The sequence below is a fragment of the Westiellopsis prolifica IICB1 genome (assembly GCF_004323185.1).
GTDB lineage: Bacteria > Cyanobacteriota > Cyanobacteriia > Cyanobacteriales > Nostocaceae > Pelatocladus > Pelatocladus prolificus_A.
In genome coordinates this window covers 1,480,481-1,503,559 of the sequence record NZ_NAPS01000002.1, presented here as the reverse complement: position 1 = coordinate 1,503,559, position 23,079 = coordinate 1,480,481, and the positions used below count along the sequence as shown (strand labels likewise).

Annotated in this window: 16 protein-coding genes; 4 read left to right on the top strand and 12 right to left on the bottom strand. The window is 39.5% G+C overall.

Features of this window, described 5'->3' with window-relative positions; genetic code table 11:
* Window positions 1-34: 34 nt before the first annotated feature.
* From B4U84_RS20805 to B4U84_RS20770, 8 genes are all read right to left on the bottom strand, one after another.
* Complete coding sequence (locus B4U84_RS20805; protein ID WP_131121018.1) at window positions 35-643, bottom strand: hypothetical protein; 609 nt, start codon at window positions 641-643, stop codon at window positions 35-37.
* A 240-nt stretch (window positions 644-883) separates the two neighbouring features.
* Window positions 884-1,471 carry a thylakoid membrane photosystem I accumulation factor gene (locus tag B4U84_RS20800; protein ID WP_044450906.1) on the bottom strand — a complete coding sequence of 196 codons (588 nt, stop codon included), beginning with the start codon at window positions 1,469-1,471 and terminating at the stop codon, window positions 884-886.
* 232 nt (window positions 1,472-1,703) lie between these two features.
* Complete coding sequence (locus B4U84_RS20795; RefSeq protein ID WP_131120433.1) at window positions 1,704-5,864, bottom strand: WD40 domain-containing protein; 4,161 nt, start codon at window positions 5,862-5,864, stop codon at window positions 1,704-1,706.
* 357 nt (window positions 5,865-6,221) lie between these two features.
* Window positions 6,222-9,245, bottom strand: coding sequence for a carboxypeptidase regulatory-like domain-containing protein (locus tag B4U84_RS20790; protein ID WP_131120432.1), 3,024 nt, complete (start codon window positions 9,243-9,245; stop codon window positions 6,222-6,224).
* Window positions 9,246-9,333: 88 nt separating this feature from the next.
* Window positions 9,334-10,281 (bottom strand): fimbrial biogenesis chaperone, encoded by a 948-nt coding sequence (locus tag B4U84_RS20785; protein ID WP_131120431.1) that lies wholly within the window; start codon window positions 10,279-10,281, stop codon window positions 9,334-9,336.
* A 50-nt stretch (window positions 10,282-10,331) separates the two neighbouring features.
* On the bottom strand, window positions 10,332-10,886 hold the full coding sequence (locus B4U84_RS20780) for a hypothetical protein (protein WP_131120430.1): 555 nt from the start codon (window positions 10,884-10,886) through the stop codon (window positions 10,332-10,334).
* 154 nt (window positions 10,887-11,040) lie between these two features.
* Entirely contained in the window at window positions 11,041-11,622 is a 582-nt protein-coding gene (locus B4U84_RS20775; RefSeq protein ID WP_044450910.1) for a hypothetical protein, read from the bottom strand.
* Window positions 11,623-11,869: 247 nt separating this feature from the next.
* Window positions 11,870-13,447, bottom strand: a complete 1,578-nt coding sequence (locus B4U84_RS20770) for a calcium-binding protein (protein ID WP_044450911.1) — start codon at window positions 13,445-13,447, stop codon at window positions 11,870-11,872.
* A 241-nt stretch (window positions 13,448-13,688) separates the two neighbouring features.
* On the opposite strand from B4U84_RS20770, the gene B4U84_RS20765 reads away from it, so the two are divergent.
* Entirely contained in the window at window positions 13,689-15,149 is a 1,461-nt protein-coding gene (locus B4U84_RS20765; protein WP_131120429.1) for a sensor histidine kinase, read from the top strand.
* Window positions 15,150-15,385: 236 nt separating this feature from the next.
* On the opposite strand, the gene B4U84_RS20760 is transcribed toward B4U84_RS20765, so the two are convergent.
* The 3 genes from B4U84_RS20760 to B4U84_RS20750 all read right to left on the bottom strand — a co-directional run bounded on the left by B4U84_RS20760 (window position 15,386) and on the right by B4U84_RS20750 (window position 17,680).
* Complete coding sequence (locus B4U84_RS20760) at window positions 15,386-16,099, bottom strand: rubrerythrin family protein (RefSeq protein ID WP_131120428.1); 714 nt, start codon at window positions 16,097-16,099, stop codon at window positions 15,386-15,388.
* Window positions 16,100-16,308: 209 nt separating this feature from the next.
* Complete coding sequence (locus B4U84_RS20755; protein ID WP_131120427.1) at window positions 16,309-17,415, bottom strand: alkene reductase; 1,107 nt, start codon at window positions 17,413-17,415, stop codon at window positions 16,309-16,311.
* Between the two features lie 49 nt (window positions 17,416-17,464).
* Window positions 17,465-17,680, bottom strand: a complete 216-nt coding sequence (locus B4U84_RS20750; protein ID WP_044450915.1) for an SDR family oxidoreductase — start codon at window positions 17,678-17,680, stop codon at window positions 17,465-17,467.
* Window positions 17,681-18,286: 606 nt separating this feature from the next.
* Here B4U84_RS20750 and B4U84_RS20745 point away from each other — a divergent pair.
* Entirely contained in the window at window positions 18,287-19,201 is a 915-nt protein-coding gene (locus B4U84_RS20745) for an AraC family transcriptional regulator (protein ID WP_017311053.1), read from the top strand.
* Window positions 19,202-19,378: 177 nt separating this feature from the next.
* Here B4U84_RS20745 and pgeF read toward each other — a convergent pair whose 3' ends face one another.
* Window positions 19,379-20,188, bottom strand: a complete 810-nt coding sequence (gene pgeF / locus B4U84_RS20735) for a peptidoglycan editing factor PgeF (protein ID WP_017311052.1) — start codon at window positions 20,186-20,188, stop codon at window positions 19,379-19,381.
* Window positions 20,189-20,264: 76 nt separating this feature from the next.
* Between pgeF and B4U84_RS20730 the strand changes: the two genes are divergently transcribed.
* Window positions 20,265-21,080: a biotin--[acetyl-CoA-carboxylase] ligase gene (locus B4U84_RS20730; protein ID WP_026081934.1), complete on the top strand. Its 816-nt coding sequence runs from the start codon at window positions 20,265-20,267 to the stop codon at window positions 21,078-21,080.
* A 272-nt stretch (window positions 21,081-21,352) separates the two neighbouring features.
* Window positions 21,353-22,924: a M23 family metallopeptidase gene (locus B4U84_RS20725; protein WP_131120425.1), complete on the top strand. Its 1,572-nt coding sequence runs from the start codon at window positions 21,353-21,355 to the stop codon at window positions 22,922-22,924.
* Window positions 22,925-23,079: the final 155 nt, after the last annotated feature.

Genomic DNA, 23,079 nt, shown 5'->3' with positions numbered 1-23,079 from the left:
TTAAAGAAGTCGGGGATCTGGATATATCAAAAGATCAAGCAATTGGATGATTACCAGGGTTGACAGCATGAACAAACTCACTACCTGATGTCGGAAAACCTCGTTTGTAACACGCTTCTTGTGGTTGACCCCATCCCAACTGCAAAATTATTTCTAAGAAGTTAGATTTTTCAAAACAACATATACTTGCCCATTCTGTCCTTTGGACAATTCGATCAACATCAGCTTTAATTATTTGTTGATATTGTTTACCATTCTTAACACTTAAATATAAATCCATTTCTACACTGACTTCATTCCAAAATTCTAAAATAGAATTTTTTGCCACCTTTAATATATCTAAGTCACCAGATAAAGCAATTAACTGAGAATCTACTTCGGGATAACGCAAGGTTTGACCTTTAACACTCACCTCACGCCAAATAATGCCAGAAACGAGATATTGTTTTTGGTATTCATGGATAGCAGCTTTAAAATCTTGATAGGCGCTGAACTTTTGCAATCCATCAGTTCTGATAAATTGGTCAATTACAGGATTACCAGAAATGTCTACCTCTAATTTGAGGCGATCGCCTTTCAAGCAAGCTTGGCGTTCGGCTGCTAAAATTTTGATCAGCTCCTCTGTAGTATAAACCTTTGACATCATAAAGCACTTCATTAGTCATTGGTCATCCAATTTTGGATTTTGGATTTTGGATTTTGGATTTATTCCCAGGATTTATCCGCTTTCTTGTACTCTGCTCGGAATTATTGGTCATTGGTCATTGGTCATTTTCTTTGAGTTTCTCACCCTTATTTCAATATTTTCTCTGCCATTGATGAAAAATGCAGTATCAAGTTGTACTAAAATTTGAGGCAGACAAATTTAGTCTGCCCGCAACAATTATTCTTCTGTTAATTCACTATTTAACTCATTAAAGGAACGGCGCTTTAATTCCACTGACTCAGAACGTGGTAACAAATCAAACACTTTTCTCAATTGAGCGTCTACTTCTTCGTATGGTACTTGACCTGTCTTATTTAAGACAATCTGACCTGATTGATCAAACAAAACAACTTGGGGAACAGCACCAGAGTAATAATAACCAGGTTCTGTAGAATTGTAGGTTTGGGTGGGTACAATCGAATCTACATCAACAGGAATCATCTCTGTGACTCCACCATAAAATGCTTGTAAACGTGAGACAACGATCGCATACTGTTTGCAATCACTGCTGTCATCAACATAAAAGACCAATAATGCTGGTTTATGTTCATTTAAAGCTGATGCTAGTGTAGCTCTAGGCGGAACTAGTGAACCATTCCCAGCATAAACCACGAATATATTACCGTCATATCTGTCATCTTTAAGTTCTGCAAACGCTGGTGACGTACTTAGAGAGAATAGGCACACAAGCAGCAAAACTAGGGATAAAAAGCGTCGCCACTCCCGCACAAGATTAGGTAAAAATTGCAACTTTATGCCTTTCATCAAAAGGAACCTTTTAACCTCTATTTTTTGTCAGTGGATACTGAATTTAGCACTTAATATTATGACGCCTGCTACCAATTTTTAAGATAACGCTTCTTTGACATCTCGTGCCTATCTGATTCTTTCTCTGCGTTCTCTGCGCCTCTGCGGTTTATTAATCCAACATTTTAGCCTTGCCACGCCACTACATTTAAATTTCTTAACATAGCTATAAATATTAGCGCCAACTTACTTACTCACTCTGCAACTTCTGCAACACCTCCGGTGTCAACGGGTTCTTACCAGTACTTAAATCTTTCACCCAAATTTGGCGTTTTGCTTTCGCCTCAGCATTATCAATCCATTGGATATATACTTGAAAATCTTCAATTGCGCCTTTAGTATCACCAGTTAGCGCCCTTGCTAAACCACGACTATCACGGATATTCCCATCATCAGGCAAAAGAGACACGGCTTTTTCACAAGCAAACATCACATCTTTGGCGTAACCACGCAAGCTACCTTCCCAACAAAGACTATTCCAAGAATTAGCTAAGGTTTGTTTAGATGGGTGTAACTTTTCAATTTCTGTGTATGTCGCCACGGCTTTTTTCAAATCACCCTGTTTTAAATACTCTTCAGCTTTAGGAATCAAATTTTGTTTATGAATTAAACCTTCTGCTACTAGCTGTTTAGCAACAAATTCGGCATGATCTTGTACACCTTCAGTATATGGATTAAGATCAATTTTGGGATCAAGTTTCTGCGCTTGTCTAAATTTTTTGAACGTACCAGAAAAATCACCCTGCATTGCTATTTCAATACCTTGATTCACGAAAGCTGGAGCTGCTTTCACTTCGGGATTAATGTCTAACTTAGAGTCCCATTTTTTCGCTTTTTTAAACTTAGCTACAGCTTCTTGATATTTACCTGCTGTTGCTAAATTTTCACCTTGATTAACTAAAGCTGGTGCTGCTGCTAAAAACAAAGATTGATTTTGGCAAACTTTGAGTTTTTCTAAAGTATCTGGATGGGAAATTAAATATGATTGTAAAGTACTGCAACCCCGCGAGAGGACATCATCTATATTTAAACGCCAAAGTTTAACTGTTTCGTCAACACTCCCAGAAGCGAGGACTTTTCCATCACTGCTAAATGCAACGCTAGTGACAGCAGAAGTATGTCCTGTGAGGGTGCGAATTTCTTTACGAGTAGCGACATTCCAAAGTTTAATTGTATTGTCATTACTACCAGAAGCTACAACTTTGCCATCTGGACTAAACACTACACTTTTGACAATATCGCTATGTCCAGTGAAAGTTTTAATAACTTTTTCACTGGCGATATCCCAAAGTTTAATTGTTTTATCATCACTTCCAGCAACAAAGATTTTCCCATCAGGACTAAATGCAATGCTGGTAACAGAACTTCCGTAGGTGAAGGTTTTGATGACTTTACCAGTGGCGATATCCCAAAATTTGATAGTTTTGTCAGTACTTCCAGAAGCAAGAATTTTGCCATCTGGGCTGAATTTGATAGTTGCGATCGCACCACTGTGATCAGATAAAGTTAAAATTTCTTTGCTAGCTGCAATATCCCAGAGTTTAATCTTACCGTCATAACTTCCAAAAGCAAGTATTTTTCCATCCGGGCTAAATCCAACACTACTAATATATAAGTCATCTCCACTTAAAGTTTTGATGGCTTTACTAGTAATCAAATCCCAGAGTTTAATCGTCTTGTCAGCACTACCAGAAGCAAGTGTTTTACCATCTGGACTGAATACAATACTTGTAACCGCAGCGCTATGTTCTACAAGGTTATTAATTGTTTTACCAGTATTGGCATCCCAGAGTTTGATTGTATTGTCAACACTACCAGAAGCTATGATTTTACCATCCGGGCTAAATCCGATGGTATTGATTTGAGATTCATGCCCATTTAAAGTTTTAATATCTTGATTTTTGCTAAAGTCCCAAAGTTTAATTTTGTTGTCGTCACCACTAGAAGCAATCAAATTACCATCGGCGCTAAATGCTACACTTTTGACACTACCCTCATGCCCATGTAAAGTGTAGGTAGGTTTGGCAGTCGTGACATCCCAAATTTTAATTGTATTTTCGTAATTACCAGAAACAATCAGATTGCTATCTGGACTGAATGCGACGCTAGTAACCGAAGTGTTGTTTCCTATCAAAGTTTTAGCTTTACCAGTGGCGACATCCCAGAGTTTGATAGTCTTGTCATCACTACCAGAAGCAATCAGATTACCATCGGGACTAAATGCGACGCTATTGACTGTATCAACATGTCCAGTTAAAGTTTTAATCGCTTTACCAGTCGCCACATCCCAAAGTTTGATTGTATCGTCAGAACTAGCGGAAGCAAGTATTTTGCCATCCGGGCTGAATACAATGCTATTAACTAAATCCGTATGCTCGGAGAGATTTTTTATAACTTTACCAGTGGTGACATCCCAAAGTTGAATAATATTGTTATTACTACGGGAAGCAAGTATTGTACCATCAGGACTAAATTTTATTTCATAAATCGAATTATTTTGACTGGATAGGGTTTTGATGACTTTACCAGTAGTGACATCCCAAAGTTTGATTGTTTTGTCATAACCGCCAGAAGCAATTATTTTACCATCGGGGTTAAATGCAACGCTTTTAACTGTACTTTCATTCCCAGTCAAAGTTTTGATCACTTGACCTGTGGTAATATCCCAAAGTTTGATGGTATAATCACCGCCCGAAGCTATTGTTTTGCCATCTGGGCTAAATACAAGACTTGTAGGACGGCTAGAATCTTCAAAGGAATTTTTCTGGTGAATCTGCGCCAGAATATCTTGAATGCTGAGGATGGGACTAAAAGCAGGGTAATCAGCTATCGAATGGTTTTGGTTAACTAAACCTTTAAGGGTTTGTCCTGCTGACATCGCCATTAATAAACCATCAATTTGGTTTTGTTTAAATCTTTCCAAAGCATAGTTACCATTGCGTTCTACTTGAATCGCAGTAAAAGCCCTTTGTCTAGCTTGTTCAGTTCCTACTGCTACCACCACAGCCCCTAGTAGGGATACTCCTAAAATACCAGCTCCAATGTAAGTTTGGCGTTTAGCTTTCTGTTGCGCTGACTCTAAAATCTGCTTCGCTTGTTTCTCTGCTTCTTGATTAGTACTAACCCAAGATTCTAATGTTTCTGCGTGGGGTCGTAAATCTGTTAAGGCTTTTGCTACCCAGTTCTGATTAAAAACAGACTCGTAAATCCGATTTTTAACTTTTAACTTGTTGTCTCGTTCAACTACCAATCCTGTCAGCCGTAATTCCATCTGTTCCTGGCTATTGTCACAGGCTAATTCCCCATGCTGCAAAATTTGCTGATATAGACCTAACAAATTGTACGCTTTTTGGTGATTTTTGAGAATGCGATCGCGAATTGTCCGCAAATGTTCTGGTTCATCGCGAAATTCCCAATTTTCCAAAATTCGAGATTTGACAACTGCTTCCACCCAACCCTTGCTACTCCCAGAAGGGAAAATATCTCCTCCGAACTCTCTCCCATCAAGAAAGTTAAAAAATTCCCCCTCTTCTCTACGAGTAAAGGAATTAGGTCTATTTTCCTTCAACTCCCGCAGGATGATTTCACACAACTTCTGCGTCAAAAACGGTTGTCCACCAGTCCAAGCCAAAATCTCACCCATCACAGCTTGGGGATTAGTAACTTTTCCTACCAATCCTTGCGTCAGTGAATCAACTTCCTCTAACTTAAATCCTTGTAATTCAATTCCTCTAGCAATATTAAACGGTGTACGCTTTTTATCTGCTATCAAATCACTAGGAATAGCTACACCAATTAATACAAAATTCAAACGATTATAAACTGCTTTATTAGCACGTTGATTGTAACAATTACGAATCACAGCAAAAAAATCCTCAATCGAAAAACTCAAACTGAGGACACTATCAATTTCATCGATAAAAATTACTATCTGTTCAGTAATTTCCACTAATAAAATATCTTCAATAAACTTGTGAAATCGCTGCACAGGCGAAAGCAAATGATGATCATTCCACCAAGTTTCTAAATCAAAATTGTGATATAAATTTAGACTTCCCACTAAGCTATCAATTACCCCTGCATACCATTGTTCTGGAGTAATATCCCAAGTTCCAATTGCAGTCATATCAACAGCAGCACAAACAATCCCTTCTTCTTGCAACCTCTGCATCGTTCTCACCCGCAGACTCGATTTACCCATCTGTCGCGAATTGAGAATATAACAAAATTCTCCCCCTTTCAGCGCTGCGTACAAATCTTGATCTGCCTGCCGCGTCACATAGGTGGGAGAATTAGCTGGTAAACTACCCCCGACTTGATATTGGTAGGTTAAGTATTGCTGTACTTTCATGGGTTCCAGTTGGAATTGCTGAGACTGGCCAGATTAATAGTTATTAGTTATATCACTTGAGAAACAATTCCTCCAGCATGTGATTGATAGCTTGATAACTGATAACTAAAAACAAGATCCCCAACTTTTCTAAAAAGTCGGGGATCTATATCAAAGGCTGAAAAATTTGTAGAGAAATATAGCTTACTGATTGCAACAATTTACACTGCTGATCCAACAGCACTGATTTAATTAATGTAGTTTGTTGTGCGATCGCATCATTACATATAACTTTTTTGATACTTATATAAAACCACCCTAATCTTTGAGAGTACAAATAACAACCCTAACTAATTAACTTAATTTATACCGACTTACTTATTTTTTCTTAACTGCTGCTGAGATAGGTAATTGTATATCTTGATCAAAAGCAAAGTCATTTTTAATTTGTACTACTCGCTTAGGTAGATTATCGCTTGCTGAAGTAGCATCTTGTGAACGAACCTGGATTGTATACTTACCAACAGGAACATTATCAAAGCGATAAAGACCAAATTCATTTGTTAAACCAGATGCAACACGTTTACCATCAACATTGATGAGTTCTACTTGCACATCTACAACAGGTAAACCCGTTGTATCAGTGATTCTTCCAGCAACACCGTATTCTTCTCTAACAGGAAAATCTAAACGAGTCACAGCAGAACCAGCTACTTCTGCTACTATGCTAGTTTTGACTGTAGAAAGCTCTACAGGTAGTTTATCTGGATCAATTTCAACTACATACACACCTTCTGGTAAATTACCAATAAAGAAATTGCCAAAAGTATCAGTTTTAGTACCACCTACTCTGTGGTTGCGGCTATCAACTACACGGATATTAGCTCCTTCTAAGTTAAACTTTTTATTCTGACCTTCGATAACTATTCTGCCTGCAATTCCGCCTTTTTCCTGTCCTAAACCATAATATTTAGATGGAGCAAAATTACCTCCAGCAAAAGACAAATCTGATATTAAAGAAACAGTCAGCCTATCATTTCCAAATGCGCCAATTTGGTCTCCAATTCTAGAAGGGATAGCTTGATAATCAACCCTACCATATAAGCCTGGTAGCACCTGCATACCGACACCAACTACTGGACCTATTTCTCCATGACTGTAAGCTATTCCCATCCTCCAATTTAGACCACCAAAACGCCGAGAATAATGATTTAGTGTTGCACTGTAAAGGGTAGATTGATCACCACCAAATTCACTACCCAGAGATAATTGATATTGTCGATTAAAGTTATAATTAAAACTAGAGTTATAAATATCACCAAAAGAACTAAAAGCTAGTCTTGTGGAACTAGTTGGATTGTAGAAAGCATTAAATAAATATCGACCCTTATAATCAGGTCTACCTGATAAAGAAAAGCCGCGAAAAGGGAGTAAATTAAAAGTAGGCGAAATATAATTCACCGAATCACTGTTATTTTGAAAGCTACGGGCTATAAACCCCAGATTAAAAGCATTGCTAAAACGATAATTAACTCGGAGACTGTGGTTATAGCGATCGCGTGATTGACTATTAGAGCTATAACCAGATGAAAATAACTGAGAATTACCCAGGATTTCTAATTGACCAAAATCTAGATCTAAGTCTGTTGCATAACCAAATTTACCACGAGATGTACCCACACTACTTGTGAGAATAGCAGGTCTTACTGGTTGCCAAACAAAACCTGTTTGTGCTTGCAAAGTATCAGGAACAAGTTGCAAAGCACTTTCAAAAGTAAAATTTCGAGAAAATCCCTGACGGAATTGGTAAAATCCGACAGGTTTACCAGCATCACTGCTAAAATCATCAAAAAAAGCATCTTGAACGACGTTACCGCTTAATCCCAATCCAGCTAACTGCACATTACCGCCTGCTGGTAATAATAAATTAGAAGTATTTATTGATAAAGGACGAATTTCAATTGGTACACTCAGATTATTGCGATCATAAACTAACAATTCTATTTCATCATTACTACCAGTAGGTACATTCACATCAATAAATTCATATGTACCGTTTAACCCTACTTGTTGTTGAGCAATGATCACTCCACCAAATCGAAGTTGGACAAAACTTGCTGGTAATGCTTTACCTTTAAATGTCTGTAAAGGTTGAGAACGTCGAGGTAAAAGTTCAGAAGCATTGTAACTTTGATTAAAACTATCTGCGGGCAAATTAGTAATACCAATTTGCGCTCCAGTCAAAATCATACTATTTAATAGAGGATGTAATCCAATTTGTTGCCGCCCAATTTGATAACGAAGTTGATCTTGACGTTTATAAAAGAAGTATTCAGCCAAATTTGGCATATTTTCAAAATTATTATTTAGGCGAACCCGCCATGCTCCTCCTGCTAACCTTCCACCTAAAAGAGTAGAGCTATAAAAGCTAGTATCTCCAGAGTTTTTATAAAAATATAATTCTTGTCTCAAGCTTGAAAGTGTGCTGCTAGGAGGTTGCACCTCCGGTTGTAATTCTATATTTTCTTGTTGAGATTGAGATTCTGTGTCACTTTTGAGCCAAGGTAAATCAACAATTAACGCTAATTCTGCTGTGTCAAAAGTAATTTTAGTCAACAACTTTTCTTGAAGTGAGACATCACTGATATAAGTTACATCATCTAATTGCCTGATGTCACTAGGTGCTAAATCAATCACACCTAATGGTGTTTTTAATTTTGTGATACCTCCAATATTTTCAATCGTAAAATTAGCAAGATCAGCAAAAGCTTTGAGAGGAACTAAAACAGTATCGCCATCGAGACGAATATCTATATTACCTACTTCTTTCCGATTGATAATCACACCAACTAAAACAACATTTCCTGCTGTTTTAATATAACCAGCTACAGTACTTTCATTGTTAATTTTAGATGTAGTATGACTTTCATCAACACTGATATTTTTAGCTCGATCATTAGATATTTGAGTGTTATTGACTAATTCTTCTTTTGTCTGATTATTAATATTTGGTTGAGAATTTTCTACTGTCGGTATAATATAATTTGGATTTTTGACTAATTCAGTATTAGATTGATGATTTGTTGGTGACTCATTTGTAGAGTAAAAATTTGTGTGATTATTTTGAATATTTTCTAACTCGACTCCTGTTTTCTGTTCTTCTTCTTTCCTTGCATCAGAAGAAATTTTAGATTCAATCTTAAAATTATTACCCTTTATCCGTAGTAGGGCAGAATGTAAAATCTGTACTTTATTTTCGGTTAGTTCAGCACTATTTTTTTCATTTATTTGGGAAGGCAACTCAGCAAGAATGGGCAATTTAAATTGCTTTTCAACCACAAATTCTGAGTGACAGCAAATAGTAATAACTGGTTGTGTTGTTGGTAAAGCTATAGGAAACATAGTTGAGCGAAAATGTTGCAATTAATCGGCAAATTTACTCAGCAAATATTCACAGTCTAGAATTATCGAGACATGAGTTTGATGAGTATTAATTTGATTGAGTTTGAATTTTAATTGTGCGAGAAGAATTATTAGAACTACGTGGTTGAGTTTTTGGTTGTGGAATGGTAGCTGTGGATTGAGGAACAGTAAAGGGAATACCTTGATCAATTTGCACACCATTTAATTCGCCATTAATATCCAAGACGTACTTTCCTGGAGGTAATTTATCAGGTAAACGTAATAGGACTTGGCGTCTAGTATTAGGTAGCACAGGTTTTTTTGGTAGTGATCCACCAACCACTACACCATCAGGAAATTTTGGTTTCAGTTTTTCTATTTCTGCGATCGCTTTGGTAGCATTTGCTCCAGGATATTTAGTAGCTTGCCAAATGGTATACTGACCATTCATCCTGACATAAGCAGTACCTTGACTAGAAATATCAAAACTCGCTGTAATCGGATTGGATTTAGTGTTGACTGAAATATCATTGAGTTTAGCCACTCTCTGCACATCACCCACATACCCATACACCGCAACACCAAAACGCCCAATAACTTTTACCCCAGCGTTTCCTCCCTGTTTTTTTGTGTCCTCAGGAGAAGCAATCTCTTCCACAAAAATAAAAGCACGGTGTTCTCCTGGTTGCGGTTTAACACGAGGACGCACTGCAAATCTAACAGTTTGGGTTTTACCAGGAGCAAGAGTAAATTGCAATGGATTAACAATAATCCATTGAGCTAAAGACTGTTCTGAAGATGCTACACGCTTAATTTGATTTTTTTCATCCAGTGTCCAACCCATCAAGTAAATTTTAAAAGTAGCTGGTTTGGAGTCTCTGTTAACAACTTTAAAAATTTGAGTAGTAGCTTTTTTTTGATCAAGCTTTAATTCAAACCGGGGTGGACTTACACCAATAGATATAGCTGCTACTGGATTACAAACTAAACCAATAGCACTAACTGTTGCTAAAACACTACTCCAAAATTTCTGCATTTCACCTCACACCACTATTGATCTATGAATTACCAATAGAAATAATTTTTTTAGGGTTCCGTAATAGTTACTGTTAAAGTCCCAGAATGCTCACCGGAAACTTTCAATTCAGATAAATTTAAACTGAATATTGCTCCTCCCTCTACCAAAACTGTTTGAGTATCGGGGTCAGTAGAAATAACTTTTGGCTGTATCTTACTAATTGATACTGCGATTTTTGAATCTGTGTATGTCGGATGGTTGAGCTTGTCGCTTTCGTTGTTATCTGAAACTAATTGATAATCGACTTGTAAATTATTTTCGCTACCACTTGCTACGTTGAATCGCCAAATATTTTCAATAGTGCGGTTAATTTGAGTGTTAAATATGGGTTCTGGTAATGGCTGTTCTAAACTACCGTTACGTACTATCCCCCCACTAGTAACTAGTCGTAAATTTGCACCATTAGGTAAAACTTCGCTAGAAACAATTGCTGGTAATTCAATGTTTTCTGCACATACTTGCGAACAATCTTCTAAAGGAGCAGCAAATGCTGTTTCTATATTGCTGATTTGATATAAGCAAAGCATCGCTGTTGCCATACCAATATATAATTGTCCTTGCATTCAATTTCTCTCTGGACGAAATTAAAAAGAGAGCCACGTAGCAGTTCAATACAGTCAAAGCAAGCTTTATGGAGGATCATCTTGCTTTTAACTTGTAATAGATGCTACCTCGGCTCTCCGCTTAGGTAAAGCGAGAGTATTGCTCAACTACGATTTACTCAGCAGTCGCAGTCACTGTCAAAATTCCACCTTCGTGGAGACCTGATTGAGTGGTATTGGTAAAGTCTAGAGTAAAGTCTACATTGCCTTTAATAGCATCGGCATAATCTAGACCAGGTGCAGGGTCAGTTGCATTTGGACCAGTAGCTGTAACTGCTACTATAGATCCAGTAGTACTACCAGTGACTGCTAAATCAGTATCATCGTATGTTGCATTGTGGCTAATGTTTCCATCAGTACTACCTAGACCCCAGACTCTATAGACCTCGACATCGTTAACACTTATAGGTTGGGTTTTAAATGAGGGAAGAGTACCAGTTCCCAGCAATGTGTCAACAACCGATGTACCGAGATCTACATTACCAGAAACAGCTTGAATCACGTCAGGAGTAGCATTAGTTATCAAGTCGTCAACATCAACGTCAAATGTTAAGTCGCTGTATGTTTCTAAAAAGAGAATATCTGGAACGCTGACCTTGATATTTACATTTGCATCTACAGCTTTAGCAGGTGTAGTAAACAAGCTACCAACAGCTACGGTTCCCAAGGAAAAAGCAATAGCTAAAATTCTTTTCATCACACTCAATAATTAAATCAATTACTTTAGTTGTCGCAATTCGACTTTAACTTTCTCAGAAAACTAAATACCTCAGGGTAAATACTAAAAATTTATTTTTTATTTCAATATATTTACGTAAAAATACAGTATTAAATATTACTCAATATTTATTATTGGAACGTTCTAACGTACCGAAAATAACTAGATGGTGCGTTGCGCTGCGCGACAACACACCCTACAAAACTCGATATGTGTACACCGTAGCTTAGGTTGGCATGGGGATGACAAAATTAGCAATAAAATCATCAATTGTAATTATGTTGACAGGTACTCCCCGCAAAACTAACAGCCATTGAGCTGGACTGGATGCCAAACTGATGATGGTGTCGTTACTGTTATTCCCTGTACCTTGGGTGATCATTAATTGAGCAAAAGACAAGCCATTTAACAATCCAATCTTGTCTTCGCCGTTAGTAAAATCTGTAACAATATCATAGCCACTGCGTCCTGTGGCGATCGCAAACGTGTCTACACCACTACCACCAACTAAAGTATCACTACCATCGCCACCATCAAGAATATCGTTACCGTCACCACCTCTAATTAAATCATTACCACTCTTACCTTGAACAGTGTCATTACCTCCTTGAGCATTAATTGTGTCACTGGAGCCAGATAAACCTACATAATAGTTACTTGAGTCATTGAGGAATGTTACCCAGTTACTCTGGTAATTTGTAGTAGATGTGCGATCAGCTGCGTAGACATCAAAGTTATCCACTACTACACTTTGCCCATTAAAGATGATGTTGCCATAATCAGGTGCGCCGACAATACCTCCTCTAAAGTTATTCAAGTTCTGCATCTGAAAATTTTTGAGAATCACACCAGTATCACTAATGCCTTCAAAGTTAATATATAGATCGCTACCAACCTGTTTAAGCAGCATATTCTGGACAGTAAAACCATCTCCCTCAAATTTTAAAATGTCGATTTCTGGATCACTTGGATAATATATGTCTGTGCCAGATCCTCTAAAATCAGTAATAGTGTCAACACCATCACCACGACGGATCACAAATGTATCTTGACCACCACCACCAGTGAGTATGTCATTTCCCTTCTTACCTATAATCACATCGTTACCAGCAAGACCGTTAATAGTATCAAAGAAATCACTTCCTTCAAGTGTGTCATTACCACTTGTACCAGTGATGACGGGCGAAAAAGTCAGGTCATCTATAGATAAACCATGATCTGAACCAGAGTGATCAATATCTCTCCAGCGCAACCATATTTCTTGACCAGGAGCAAGGGTGACATTCAAAGATGCTTCCAGTAGAACACGGTTAGCAGGATCGTTACCATTGAGGTTACTGTTGGAAGTACCACCATATTGGGGACTAGTAAAATCTAGAGCATTGTAATCAACCCATGTACCAGAAGTTAAATTAGTAGCACCAACTTGATACTGAAAATCTATAGTTTGCGCTCCAGCGGTAGTTTTCCGCCACTGCTCACCTACATAGCTAATGCTAAAATGATCAATTGTCCTACCTGTATCGTTAACAAACCGAACTCCCCAGATTAAACCTTTGGAACTGGATGAACCGATAGAACCCAAAGCGCGATCGCTATTATTGTTTACACCAAAACTATATAAACTACCAGTAGTAAAGCCACCATTAGATGCACGATAACTAGTAACTGTAACCCCATCTGTGTTAGCTGCATACCAGCCATTCAGAGTACTGTCGTTAGTCCAAGTAGAACTAGAACTACTTAATTGAGTTAAAGTATTAAAGTTTTGAGAATAAACACTTTGAAGGCTAATTGCTCCCATAACAAAAATTTTGCTGTATTTTATCCAAGATTATGTAGAAAATAGAGCGATCGCCTGGAATGAGAATCGTCTCAAATCATACCAACACAATCGCCCTTAATAGCGATGTTTTTCCCTGTATTTATAGGAAAATATTGTTTATAGATATTTAGATTCGCAAAAAATCTATCATACCCTTATATCTATAAATACCCATCATTACCGTAAAAATAACAATGGTAGAAAAGTTTTCTCACCAACTATGTTTCAAGCAACTCGTCGTCGTTTAGCCCTTTGGTACACAGCTCTAACAGCTTTACTGTTGCTACTATTTGCAATTGGTGTGTACTTATATGTCCGTAATACCTTGGTAGAGCGAATTGACGATACCTTAAATCATGTAGTAGAAGTAGTAGAGCGATCGCTAGTCATTGAACCTGTAAACCCAAACACTAGTCAACACCGGATTAACTTAGAAGCTAGTTTTCGTGATAACACCGATACTGTAGAAACCGTAGAAGATGACCACATAGATTTAGAATGGTTTAGTCCCACAGGAAAACTACTCTGGTCTACTCTTTCAGAACCTCTCGATATTCCAATTCATGTCAACCGCACAGGTGAAACTGTACATGTAGTCAAGAAGAAAGAAAGACACGGGGAAATAGAAACCCAAGAACAAGAAAATACAAAAGATTTAGAAATATTGTTGCGTCAGGTAACTCAACGAGTACAAGTCGGTAAGCAAGTCGTCGGATATCTGCGTGTAAGTCATCCTTGGTTTGAAGTCACAAAACCGAGCCGACAATTGATGCTTGATCTAGCGATCGGTATCTGGATGATGGTACTCTCTGTAGGAGCAAGCGGGTGGTTTCTTTCTGGTAAAGCTATGGAACCCGTACACGAATCTTACCAACGCCTTAAGCAATTTACTGCTGATGCTTCTCATGAACTCAGAAGTCCCATCGCTTTGATTCAAACCAATGTACAGGTTGCTTTGGCTGATTTAGATACTGTTGAAGTCAAAGACACCACTCTCTCCCACTATCGCCAACAGTTAAAATTAGTAGAACGCCTCACCCAGCGCTTAGGTAAACTAGTTAATGATTTACTTTTCCTAGCTCGACAAGATAGCGGTATCAGCACAGAAAATTTTTCTGCTTGTCCTCTGGATGCTTTATTGATCGAAGTAGTAGAAGAACAACAACTTTTAGCTGCTGAAAAAAACATCACCCTCACCTTCAACTTAATTGATCCTCCAGCTGCGGAAACTAACCCCGAAATCTTAGAAAATTGGTTCACACTCTCAGGTAACTGGAATCAATTAGTGCGATTATTAACAAACTTAATTAGTAATGCTTTGCGCTACACTCCATCTTCAGGACAAGTAAATGTAGAATTAGCACGCATAGAAGCAACTAATCGTGTTTCCGGACTACGTTCTAATTACCCACAATTGCAAATAAAAGTCAGCGATACTGGTATCGGTATTCCCACAGAAGCACTACCGCGGTTATTTGACCGATTTTACCGAGTAGATCCAGCGCGTACCCATCCAAATAAAAACACCAAGACTGAAAATACTACTGGTTCAGGATTAGGACTCGCGATCGCCTTAGCAATTGTAGAAAACCATCAAGGTCAAATTCAAGTTGAAAGTACTGTTGGTAAAGGTACTAATGTCACTGTCACTTTACCCGTGAGTTATAAAAATTATGATTAAACCACCAAGACGAGCCAGTGCGTTGCGGGGGTTCCAAGAGTTGTAGCACCTGGTGTACCAAGACACAAAGTTACCTAATACCATTTCACAAAAAATCTGATACACATACAGACCATGTAGAGACGCGATATATCGCGTCTGGAACACAATTTATGTGTATCGTGATTAACGTGAAATGGTATAACTTGGTATTTCCTTTGTGTCTTAGTGTCTTTGTGGTTAATAACTTCCCAAAATTATGCTGCTACTGCTTCTTGATAGGGAACAAAGGTTTTCTTGGTAGCGCCACAAATTGGACAATACCAATCTTCTGGTATAGCCTCAAAAGGTGTACCCGGTGCAATACCAGAATCAGGATCACCTTCCACGGGATTGTATATCATTGAACATTGGCGACAGATCCATTTTTGGGTAGCAGGATCACCGCTAGCTGCTTTGGGAGAGGGGTTTACTCCTTCTAAAGCTTGTAATGCTTCAGTATATTGCCGAGCATGATGGTTTTCAATATGTGTCAGTAAGCCAAAATTATGAGCGGCTTTGCGGAATATACTAGCGTGTTCGCGAGACTCGGCTTGTTGGGCTTCAAACTCAACCACTGCTTTACTATCTCGATCAGCACGGGCTTGTTCAGTAAAGCCTGGATACATAGTTGTATATTCGTAAGTTTCTCCTTCTATGGCTAATTCTAAACAGCGAGCTGCGATCGCTTTTTTTTGCTCTTTTGTTAATGACGCCACATCACCTACTACCAATTCTGGATGCATTAACCGAAAATGAGCAAAAGCGTGTTCTGTTTCCTGATTTGCTGTTTCTCGAAATAGCTTTGACAGTTCGCTCATTCCTAATTGGCGAGTCACTTCCGCAAAGAAAAGATACTTGCGATTCGCCATTGATTCCCCTGCAAAGGCTTCACCCAGGTTGTTTGCAGTGTTGGAGTTTGATAAGTCCATAGGTTCCCTCTTGTGAATCCACTTTTTCGGCTGCTATGAAAATAGCAATTGTTTAATTAAGTCATAGTCGTAATGAATATGAATATACCACATAATATGAACTCATTACGAGTATGAGAAATAAATTCTGTCAATCCAAAATCCACGCATCCAAAATTCTTTGACTCTTTTTACACCCCTAAACCCCTACACCCTTGTTTTAAGTCAGATTACGCTTCTAAGAATGGATAGTTGGTGTAACCTTTTTCCAAATTTTTGTCGCCTATACCGTAAAAGGTTTTACCATCTGGTGCATTCAAGCCAGCATCTACTTGAAAACGTTGGGGTAAATCTGGATTGGCGATGAATAGCCTAGCATAGGAAACCAAGTCAGCTTCACCAGAGGATAAAACTTGATTACCTTTTTGCTTGTCGTAGCCACCGTTAGTGATGATTGTACCTGTGTAAAGTGGGCGAAAAATCGGTAGCACGGGATTGAGAACTTCACGAGTGGCTAAATCGGTTTCATTGGGTTCCATGAGGTGAATGTAAGCCAGGTGAAAGTCATTGAGTTTAGCGATCGCATAGCTGAAAGTCTCTTGAGGATTTGAGTCTTTCATCCCATAATGTGTGTTACTGGGTGAAAGCTTGATCCCAACGCGATTTCCTCCCCAAACATTAGTAACAGCTGTGACTACTTCTAGTAAAAAGCGAGCGCGATTTTCAATGGAACCACCATATTCATCGTGACGCTGATTAGAGCCATCCTGAAGGAATTGGTCGATTAAATAACCAAACGCCCCATGCAACTCTACACCATCAAATCCCGCGGTCATGGCATTTTCTGCACCTTGGCGAAACTGTTCGACGATTTGGGGAATCTCCTTAGTTTCTAAGGCGCGGGGTGTTTCAAGATTAACTTTACCTATGGGTGTGTGGAGTGTTCCGGTAGCTGCGATCGCACTTGGTGCAATAGGTAATTCTCCATTCAGTAAGGCAGAGTGAGCCACACGTCCACTATGCCACAGTTGCAAAAAAATCTTACCTCCTTGAGCATGAACTGCTTGTGTTACCTGCTTCCACCCCTCTATCTGTTCTTTTGAGTAAATTCCCGGACAATTGATGTATCCATTACTCAGGGGAGAAACCATTGTGCATTCGGTAATAATTAATCCAGCTGATGCACGTTGAGCATAATAAGTTGCCATTAATTCATTGGGAACAGAACCAACAGCCCGTAAACGTGTCATTGGTGCCATGACGATGCGATTTGGCAGGGTGTAGGGTCCAATTTTGACGGGCGAGAACAGATTAGTTAGTGAATCTACAGTTTGCATACTCATCCTTTAAAAATAAGTTAACATTACAGTTCAGATATCAGGCAAGTTATGGCGATGATATTAGGTGTAAAATTCCAGCAAATACAGCGCTTTCAAATCTCGCACCGCCATTAGCGAGGATATGTTGTCCAGTAATCCAACGTGACTCCTCGCTCACGAGAAAAGCAACGATATCAGCAATATTCTCAGCATGTCCAATACGACCCAAAGGAGAACTAGCAGACACGGCTTTTTGCTCTTCTATAGGTCTTTTGTCGAACATTCCTGGTGTTGTCGATCCAGGAACAACACTGTTAACTGTAATACCGCTGGGCGATCGCCTGCCCAATTCCACGAGAAGAAGCTGTAACAATCGCCACTTTACCTTCTAATTTAATGGGCATAAATTTTAACTTCCATATCTTTTTGATTTTGATAGTGAAGGTTATTTTTTACATACAACCTTGATCTCTTGGCTTCTAACCGTTGTATATACATAACAATAGCAACAGTTGTCTTTCCTCTTTTTGCCAAAAATATTCTAATCTTGCCAACAACTGCTGCTCAAAAAGCAGAAATGATCATCGCAACTATGAGGTAAAGTCTAATTACCGATCACCTATTACCGACCCAGGCGAATAGCATAAGTGTTCAAGCGGATATGATCTTCCTTTTTTGATGACCTCCTTTTCCAAGAAACTTGATCACAATCAAGGAAATAAAAATAAAATGATAATACTTTAGTAAAAGTTTACGTAAAATCTAGTACAGTTTTTAATTTTATTAAGAAATAAAGGGTATATGTGACAGTTATAAACTCTAGCCTCAAGCTGTGAGGCTCTGCTTCTGGGAGAAATCTCCTGCATCCAATCCTCTTAAAGGGCATAACATGCTTAATTACTGCGAAGAATTAACTGAGCAAAAGCCTTTAGTTATTGATTTTCACCAAGAGGGTGCTTCTAATCAACTCTTTACTAATCCACCACTTCTGACCAGTTACAATTCTGGGTGGAGCAACATTTACTTTGAGCATCACTATCAACCTAGTTATGATACTCCGGAGCATCGCCTGACGATGCACGCCATTACTACTACCTTTTGTTCCACTCCTTCGGAACGATGGTTAGATGGATACAGACAAACTGAGTATCAAACTGTAGGCACAACAGCTATTATTCCTGCTGGTACACTGCATCGTTGTTTGTGGGAAGAAGATGTTCAGTTTATGTTTGTGACAATAGAACCTAAACTGCTATTGAGTTTAGGTGCTGAAGTAGATGCGCCTGAAGACATAGAATTAATTCCGCAGTTTGCGACTAAACGAGATCCGCTCATCCAAGGTATTTTGTTATCTCTTCAAGAAGAACTGAACTCGAATATTCAGGTAAATAATTTGTATGTTGAGCAGTTAAAAACAACGTTAGTTATTCATTTGTTGAAGAAATATTGCGTTAAGAAACCTGTACTGACAACTCATGAAGATGGCTTGCCTAAATACAAGCTAAGAAAAATACTAGAGTATATCCATGCTCATCTCAATCAAGATATTACACTGGCTGACTTAGCTGGATCTGTAGGAATGAGCCAATATTATTTTGTCCGTCAGTTTAAACAATCAATGGGTCTAGCTCCTTACCAGTATGTAATTCACCAACGGGTAGAAAGGGCAAAGCTATTATTAAAGCAAGGGAAAGTGACAATCACTGACATAGCTTTGCAGTGTGGTTTTGCCAACCAAAGTCACTTCACCAAGCACTTTCGCCAAATTACAGGAGTTACACCCAAGGCTTATCAACAGCTTTAGGTGGGAATCGGGGATTAGGGATCGGGAATCGGGGATTAGGGATCGGGAATCGGGGATTGGGCATTGGGCATTGGGCATTGGGCATTGGGCATTGGGCATGGGGCATTGGGAATCGATTATTCTTCTTTGTCTCCCTGCTCCCTGCTAAGAGCTCCCTGCTAAGAGCTCTCTGCTCTCCTATCTACTCACAATCCCTGACCACTGGACTTTCTTTTGTTTTTCCCGACGGTAGGAAAAGAAATGCTCTGGGGTCTGGTAAGTACAGTAAGGAGCGATCGCAATCTGTTCGGGACTAATGCCTAATTTTTCCATCTGTAAAAAATTTATCCGTCTTACATCTAGACGGACTTTACCGGGGTTAGGATCTGGCAATAAAGGGGGATTGGGCAGTTTGTGTAACGCCTCAACTGTTGCTTTTTCGTTTTCTTGTGGTATAATGCTAAGCCCTACTTCTGCTGCAACTTGTGTGGATACTTGGTAGACTTCCCCGGCGATCGCAGGTCCCATAGCAATCCGCAAATCTTGGATTTTGCTGCCTTGGGCTTGCAGACGAGCAATAGCCTGCGGTACTATTTTTGCTGCTGTACCACGCCAACCAGCATGTACTGCTGCCACCTGAAAAGTTTTTTCATCGGCAATCAGCACTGGTGTACAATCAGCAGAGGCTACCCAAAGGGCTTGTAGTGGCTGTTCGCTTACTAAACCATCTGCTGATGCGAGGACAAAATTATCTTTTTGATTTTGATTTTGATTTACCTCATCATCAGGTGAGATTAACTGAGTGGCAATTTCTCCTGGCGTCAGAACAGTATTGCCATGCACCTGTTTTAAGCGATATCCTGAAGCATCTGGATGCAGTACCATCGTTAATTCTTCTGGAGAACGAGGCCAAAAATGTTGGGTAAAAAAGCCATGTGGCCAAGCTTCGAGAAGACTACAAGTTAGGTAAGACATCTCTTCCCAAGTCTGCCAATGCCAAGTGTGCATCTTCAACTAAGCCTAAAAACAACATAAAAATCAGCCAATTAATGCTAACTTGAACAAGCAAATTTGGGGAAACTCTGTGGGATTGGATCACCAACAGTTGGAATTAGCCTTAAAAGGTGAACGTCAGTATAGTTACTTGCCCTTTTCCCTCCGTATATTTGACTGCGTGGCTTCGACTAATAAAACTCTGTGGGAATTGCTAGAGCAAGGAGCAAAGCATGGGTGTGTAGTAATTGCAACTCAGCAAACAGCAGGACGGGGACAATGGGGGCGAAATTGGATTTCTCCGATTGGAGGATTATATCTTTCAGTTTTGCTTACTCCTAAGATTGCAGCTAGTCACAGCTACCAGCTAACTTTTGCCAGCGCTTGGGGAATTGCTAATCAATTGCGAAAAAGTGGTGTTAATGTTGACATTAAGTGGCCAAATGACTTAGTGATCAATGGGCGTAAACTGGGTGGTATTTTGACTGAAACCAAAGTCCATCAAGGCATCATTACCCAAGCAGTAATTGGGGTTGGTATTAACTGGAATAACCCTGTTCCAGAGACTGGGATAAATTTAGAAATGTGGCAAGCTGCACAAGAAGCTCAATTAATTCCCACTTTAGAAGTATTGGCAGCGAAAATCTTACTGGGAATAGAATCCGGTATACAGACTCTTTTGCAAGAAGGAGTGAATATATTATTGGCTCGTTATCAACAGTTCCTTGCAAATGTAGGCGATCGCGTGTACGTCAACAATCTTGCAGGCACTATAGTTGGTGTGATGCCTACTGGAGAACTACATGTACTAATAGACACATTTGAATCTTCACAAGCAACAAAGCCAGAAATTTACCTCCAGCCCGGTATAATCAGTTTGGGCTATTCTACATCACCGAATCAGTGAACAGTGAACAGTTATCAAGTGAAAAAATGATAAGCAAGTCCATAATTTTATCTAAATTAACTGATAACTGATAAGCTGATGTGCGCTTAGATTAAATATTCTTGCGTTAGGACTGTCTAGGGTCAACAGTCCAAAGTCCAAGCTAGTCTTTGACTCTGGAGTGTTGACTTTTGACAACCTGATCGCAAAATATACAATTTAAATGCATAACAGCCTAACTGGTAAACAATTTGTTTAGGCAAACTACGTACTTAAACTCAATCCCAAAACAAATGACGCAGCGCAATAACTCTGCTCCTAAACGTTTGGATAACTTATGGCGGCGATCGCTGCCAGCACAAAGTATCTGTTTGCTTAGTAGCTTCAGCCTTCTAAGCAGTGGCATGGTGCTTGCCCAAACCGAATCAGCGATAGATAATATTGTTCCCACAACGGAAAATTCTCCAACTGCCAACAAAAATACTGTTGAGCGCAGTCAAACTATAGTAATTCCAGAAAAGACTGACTCCCAACCAGAATTTTCTCAACGTCGGAGCAGACTCAGACAAAGACTGCGCCGCGAAGAAGCTTCTCAACCCCCAGTAAGCATAAGAGCCAGAAAGTCCCAAACCCCGGTGACAACTTCTCAATCAGCACCAAGGGTGAAAGTTTCCACACCTGATATTACTCCTGTGATTACACAGGAAAAACCACAAGTAGAATTTACCGCTCCAACTCAGCCTAGTTCTACACAACACAAAGTTCCTGTAGTTACTCAACCTGTGAAGAATTCTCCTAGTACTACAGGTACGACAGCAGGAAAACCCAAAGATTACAATAACGCTTATATTGACCCCACAGATTATAATCCCACGGCTAAATATGAAGCTCCTAGTAGTGTGATCGCTACAGAGCGCACCAGTGGTTGTCAAGCTGTATTGAATCAAGGAGTTGCTAGCAATAGCTGCACCAGTAATCAGCCTGTAGCCAATGGTAGTTCCGGAACGCCCAGTTGGTTGAAGAAAAGTCAAAATGTCTCCGTAGCTGCCATTCCGATCACAAAACGGCTTGCTACTAATAATCAAAATAATACTGGTTGGCGTCCGCCTAGTATTGTTTCTAAGGTGATTTCTAGTACTGGTTTGCGTTCTAACCAAGTTGCTAATTTGGGTTCTAGTAAGAGTAATTATCACCCTAACCGTTTTATTCCCAGTCCAAGCAACTTTACCCCCACAACCACAGTTAGCGAGGTGGCGATCGCACCCAGCGCGGGTAAATTGACAGCACCAATAACAGCCGATAGTCTAGCGCCTCGTCCGAGTGTGGTAGCTTACGAAATTCCTTTGGCAACAACACTACCACAAATCGCCTACAGAGCCATTTATGGCAATAGAATTGCGGCGATTAGTGGTACAGGGTTCATGTACCCACTTTCGATTAGATCGCCAATTACCTCATTGTTTGGTTGGCGCGTTCATCCAATCACAGGCGATCGCCGTTTCCACTCTGGTATGGACATCGGTGCTGCTATGGGGACTCCTATTTTGGCAGCATATTCTGGTCAAGTTGAAGTTGCGGACTGGGTAGGTGGTTATGGTCAAGCTGTGATCCTCAACCACAACAACGCCCTACAAACTCTCTACGGTCACATGTCCCAAATCCTGGTTCAGCCTGGTCAACGAGTAGAACGGGGAACCGTGATTGGTCTGGTCGGAAGTACAGGTAACTCAACAGGCCCTCACCTGCACTTTGAAGTCCGCCAGATGACATCCGAAGGATGGGTTGCTGTCGATCCAAGAGGACAAATACAATCTGCACTCGGTCAACTAGAGCAAGGTACACAGACAGCCCAGGTTAGTCAGTAGCGAGATCTGGGGACAAATAGGACAAGGGAGACATATCAATTAAAAATTAAAAATTGAGAGGGGATACAAGGGAGTGTGGGGAGTGTGGGGAGTGTGGGGGGAATTATTTAAAAAGTCTTTTCCCAATGCCCCATGCCCAATGCCCCATGCCCAAT